Source organism: Novosphingobium organovorum (genome assembly GCF_022832435.1).
Classification (GTDB): Bacteria; Pseudomonadota; Alphaproteobacteria; order Sphingomonadales; family Sphingomonadaceae; genus Novosphingobium; species Novosphingobium organovorum.
The window spans coordinates 1-4,573 of record NZ_JALHLF010000182.1 but is presented as its reverse complement, the minus strand read 5'-3'; the positions used below and the strand labels follow the sequence as shown (position 1 = coordinate 4,573).

General features: G+C 69.4%; 4 protein-coding genes and 2 pseudogenes. 4 read left to right on the top strand and 2 right to left on the bottom strand.

The genetic code is table 11. The features are described 5' to 3' along the window. Positions 1-241, bottom strand: a pseudogene (locus tag MTR62_RS20095) (fumarylacetoacetase); the annotation flags it as partial. 140 nt (positions 242-381) lie between these two features. Here MTR62_RS20095 and MTR62_RS20090 point away from each other — a divergent pair. Then, the gene (locus MTR62_RS20090; protein WP_244024287.1) at positions 382-2,037 is read left to right on the top strand and encodes a hypothetical protein; all 1,656 of its coding nucleotides are present in this window, start codon (positions 382-384) and stop codon (positions 2,035-2,037) included. 2 nt (positions 2,038-2,039) lie between these two features. Here the strand turns inward: MTR62_RS20090 and MTR62_RS20085 are convergent. Beyond that, positions 2,040-2,468, bottom strand: a pseudogene (locus tag MTR62_RS20085) (RrF2 family transcriptional regulator); the annotation flags it as partial. Positions 2,469-2,819: 351 nt separating this feature from the next. Between MTR62_RS20085 and MTR62_RS20075 the strand changes: the two are divergent. From MTR62_RS20075 to MTR62_RS20065, 3 genes are all read left to right on the top strand, one after another. Beyond that, the gene (locus MTR62_RS20075; protein ID WP_244024285.1) at positions 2,820-3,089 is read left to right on the top strand and encodes a GlsB/YeaQ/YmgE family stress response membrane protein; all 270 of its coding nucleotides are present in this window, start codon (positions 2,820-2,822) and stop codon (positions 3,087-3,089) included. Positions 3,090-3,402: 313 nt separating this feature from the next. Next, positions 3,403-4,005: a superoxide dismutase gene (locus tag MTR62_RS20070; protein ID WP_244024282.1), complete on the top strand. Its 603-nt coding sequence runs from the start codon at positions 3,403-3,405 to the stop codon at positions 4,003-4,005. A 186-nt stretch (positions 4,006-4,191) separates the two neighbouring features. Continuing rightward, on the top strand, positions 4,192-4,573 hold a 382-nt coding region (locus tag MTR62_RS20065), incomplete at its 3' end, for an NAD(P)-dependent oxidoreductase (RefSeq protein ID WP_244024280.1).

Genomic DNA, 4,573 nt, shown 5'->3' with positions numbered 1-4,573 from the left:
TGAGCGTGTCGGCGCTGGCGGCGCGCGCGGCGGCCTGCGCGTCACCCTCGAGCAGGCCCGAGGCGGCGAGCGCGGCAAGATCGAGGATCATCGCCCCGATCGCGATTCCCCCGCGCGGGGCATCGCCCAGATGCGAAAACACGCCGAGCGGCAGGTTCTGGATGGGAAAGTCGGGATCGCCGTCGGCCCCTTCGACCCACGATGTCAGGTCCGGGTCGTGGGTTTCGTCGATGGTGCGCATGGGTCTTGTCCTCTGGGCCGGGCGGCGCACCCTAACGCGCGGGGCGAAAATGAAAACCGTGCAAGGCGCTTGGCCCCGGCGCGAAGCTCGGGCACGGTCTGCACGCGGCCGGGCGGCGGCGTGCGGGACAGGAGCGGGCGATGGCATCGACAGAGCAGGACGCGGCCGCGAAGGCGGAGCCGAAGGGTCGGAGGCGGTGGTTCGCGCTGATCGGGGCGACGCTGGGCACGCTGGTCGCGCTGGTCGCGCTGGGCTGCGTCGCCCTGGCGCTGGACAGCTTGCTCTATTCGGGGCGCTTTTATCTGCCGGCAGGGGGGCTGCGTTGGCTCTTTGGCGCGCTCATGGTGATCGGCGCGGTTGCGGTGGCTGGAGTGGTGTGGCCGCTTGCCGCGCTGTTGCACCGCCTGCGGCGCTGGCGGGGGGGCTGGTTCGCTCTGGGCGGTGCACTCGGCGGCGCGCTGATGGTCGGGCTCGAGCAGCTGGTGCTGGGGCCCTGGGCTTTTTGGGTCGGGCGCCTCGTCCTGTTCGGCGCGGTGACCGGCGCCTTCGCCGCGCTGGCGTTCTGGAGCCTGTGGTGCGCGTTCGGGGAACCGGGCGATGCGGCGCGTCCCGGTCGGGGGCGCTGGATCGCGGGGCTTACGGGGGCGATCGGGCTCGCTCTCGTCGGCTGTGCTGCGGGGCTTGTCGTGCAGGCCCGCGCGCAGCAGGCGCTCGAACGGCGTATGGATCGGCATCTGCCGCTGATCGGGCGCTCTATCGTCGATGGCGTTGCCAGCGGGCGCACCGTGTGGCTGGTGAACGGGGAGGGCGCGCTGGTTGCCTATGACCGCACGAGCGGCGCGGCGCGCAGGCTGGCGCGCTCCGGGGTCGTGCGGGTCGCGCGCCATGGCGGGCGGCTCTGGGTGCTGAGGGTTGCGCGGGCAGAGACTTCGGGACCAGCGCGCGAGCCCGGTGCCGGTACGTTCGCGCTGCTTGCCCCGGCCGATCCGCGTGGGGCGGGGCTGGGGAAGGCCGCGCTCGGCGGCGCGCCGCTGGAGGCGGGCGAAGAGGTTCTGGGGCTGCTCTGGCGCGGTGATGCGCCGCTGGTGGTGACCACCGCGCGGATCTGGACGCGTGATGATCCTGCCAAGGGGCACGACGGGGCCTTGGCGGGCTGGCGCGCGGTGAAGCTGGTGTTGCCCGGTAGCGCGCGGCTCTGGCCCGGAGCGAGCACGGCGCCTCTGCTCGACCGCGACGGGCAGCATCTGTGGCTCGGGCTCGATCAGGGCGAATGGGGCGGGGGCTTGTGGCGCGTGGCGCTCGCGGACGGCGCGGTCGAGGGGATCGAGCGGCGGGACAGCGCCAGGCTGTGCGCGGGGCCGCTCACCAGCGAGTGCGATCCGGTAACCGGCGTGGCGCGCGACCCCGTGCGGGCGGGTTGCATACTGGCAAGTGTCGGGCTGCGGCACATGAGCGAACAGGGGCGCCTGCTGCGGGTCTGTGGCAAGCGGGTGGAGGTGGTGGCGGGGCAGGCTTCGGGCGGCCTGCTTGGGGCGGCTTCGAGCGAGCCGTTCTATGGACTGGTCTCAAGCCCGAATGGGGGCGCGGCGGCGCGGGTCTGGTCGGTGACGCCCGACGCGCTGTGGAGCCTGGGAGCCGACGGGGTGACCCGCGCGGCGCTGCCCGAGCCCGAGGAACTGGGCGAGAGCGGCATCTTCTGCATCGAAAGGCCGGGCCTGGTCGTCGTGTTTTCGAACTATCGGGGGCGCAATTCGCTGAGCGGGGTGACGCCGCTGCTGCTGCCCGAGGAGCCCTGACCCTAAAGATTCGCCGCGCCGGGCTCGTCGATTGCCTCCTCCCGGGCGGCGGGGAGGCCGTCGGTTTCGTCCCCGGCGGCGGGGACCAGCGCGATCGGGTCCGACAGGCGGATGCCGTCGAGCAGCTCGGCCATCGCGTCGCGCGCCTGAAGCATCAGCGCACGGGTGCGGCATTCGTCTTCGGCGAGGCAGTTCTTGCACTTTTCGTGCGCGTAGCGGCTGGCGCAGGGGACCAGCGCGAGCGAGCCGCGCATCAGCCGGATGAGATCGCCATAAGTGATGTCCACCGGCGCGATCGCCAGCCAGTAGCCGCCGTCCTTGCCGCGCTGCGAATCGACCAGCCCGAAGCGGGTCAGCTCGGACAGGATCACGGTGAGGAACTTGGCCGGGATGTTCTGCGCGGCGACGATGTCGGCCAGCGGGATCGGCCCTNCAGCTCGGACAGGATCACGGTGAGGAACTTGGCCGGGATGTTCTGCGCGGCGACGATGTCGGCCAGCGGGATCGGCCCTTCGCCGTATCGGTCCGAAAGGTGCTGCATGGCGCGGATGGCGTAACGGGTTTTCTGCGCAAGCATGGACGGCGCGACTCGGATACGAGGGCGGGGGAACGGTCTCCTTGGCCCTGCGCGGCGTTCTTCGTCAAGATCGCGCGCGGACACGGGGCTTCGGGTTCCCGCGGGGCCCAAAAAGATTTGCCCCGTCCGCCTCTGGTCGATTGCGGAACTTTTCGCCGGGGCGGCCCGTTATCCCGGCAACACAACGCAATTCGGAGACGGACAAATGACACTTCTTCTTATCCTTCTCGTCGGCGGGATCCTGGGCTGGCTGGCCTCGATGGTGATGCGCACCGATGCGCAGCAGGGCATCTTCCTCAACATCGTCGTCGGCATCGTCGGCGCGGTGATCGCAGGCTTCCTGATCACCCCGCTGATCGGCGGCGCGCCCATCACCAGCGGCTCGTTCGACCTGATGAGCCTGATCTCCTCGTTCCTGGGCGCGGTGGTGCTGCTGGCGATCGTCAACCTCTTTCGTCGCGGCTCGGTTCGCTAAGACAGGATAGTGGCGCACCGGGTCGGGTCTCGCGATCGGCCCGATCCCGGAGCGCCCATCGAAAAGGGGCAGGGCCGCAAGGTTCTGTCCCTTTTTGCCGTTCCCAGGCCCGCGCGCAAAGCCGCGCCGGTGTTCGCTCGATACGAAAAATGCGCCAAATCCGGGTTGAATTGTCGCGCTGCAACGCAGACATAGGCGCTGTGTTTTGCATCGCCCCGGGCAGGACGCGGCCAGGGGCGCACATCACGCGTTCAACGCCGTCACGCGTTCCAAGACTTGAGCCCAAACTCGAGAGAAACAGGAAAGACTAGCCATGACCATTTCGCTGATGCCGCTGCCCTACGCCCAGGACGCCCTCGAGCCGCACATCTCGAGCAAGACTCTCGAAATCCACCACGGCGCGCACCACAAGACCTACGTCGACAAGCTGAACGCGGCGATCGCGGGCACCGAGAACGAAGGCAAGAGCGTTGAGGAAATCGCCATGTCGTCCACCGGCGGCCTGTTCAACAACGCGGCGCAGACCTACAACCACGGCTTCTACTGGATGAGCCTGTCGGGCGAGAAGAGCGAGCCGAGCGAGAGCCTGGCGACCGCCATCGCCAACGACTTCGGCTCGATGGACGCGCTGCTCGAAGCGCTCGCCAACGAAGCGGTCAACCACTTCGCCAGCGGCTGGGCCTGGCTCGTCGTGGACGCGGGCAAGCTCAAGGTCATCTCGACCCACGACGCCGCCACCGCGATCACTGAGGACGTGAACCCGCTGCTGACCATCGACGTGTGGGAGCACGCCTACTACATCGACCAGATGAACAAGCGTCCCGCCTACGTGAAGGCGGTGCTGGAGAACCTCATCAACTGGAAGTTCGCCAGCGACAACTTCGACCGCGGTACGGCTTGGACCTACCCGGCCTGAAGGCCTTGACGGTCCCTCCGGCGGCCTGAAGGCGCACGGGGGAGGCCATCCCGCCGCGTTCGCGCGGCAAAGGGGTTATCGAAGGGGTGCTTTGGCCTGCCATCCGGCAGCGCAAGGCGCCCCTTCCTGCGTCTGGCGGGCGCACGGGGGCGCGCCTGCCTGTTTCTCATGAGAGTGGAAATTGCCATGAAAATCGGATTTATCGGCCTTGGCGCGATGGGCTGCGGGATGGCCGCGAACCTGACGAAAGCGGGGCACGCGGTCCGTGCCTGGAACCGTTCGGGCGGCGCGGTCGAGGGCGTGACGATGGTTGCCACCCCGGCCGAGGCGCTGCAGGGCGAACTGGTCTTCTCGATGCTCTCGCAGGACGAGGTGATCGAGGCGGTGATCGTCGAGCCCGGCCTGCTGGAAAGCGCCGCGCCGGGGCTGGTCCACGTCAACTGCGCGACGATCTCGGTCGACTACGCGCGCCGGCTCGCCGCGCTCCACGCCGAAGCGGGGCTGGGCTATGTCGCCGCGCCCGTGCTCGGCCGGCCCGACGTTGCCGCGGCGGGCAAGCTCAACGTGC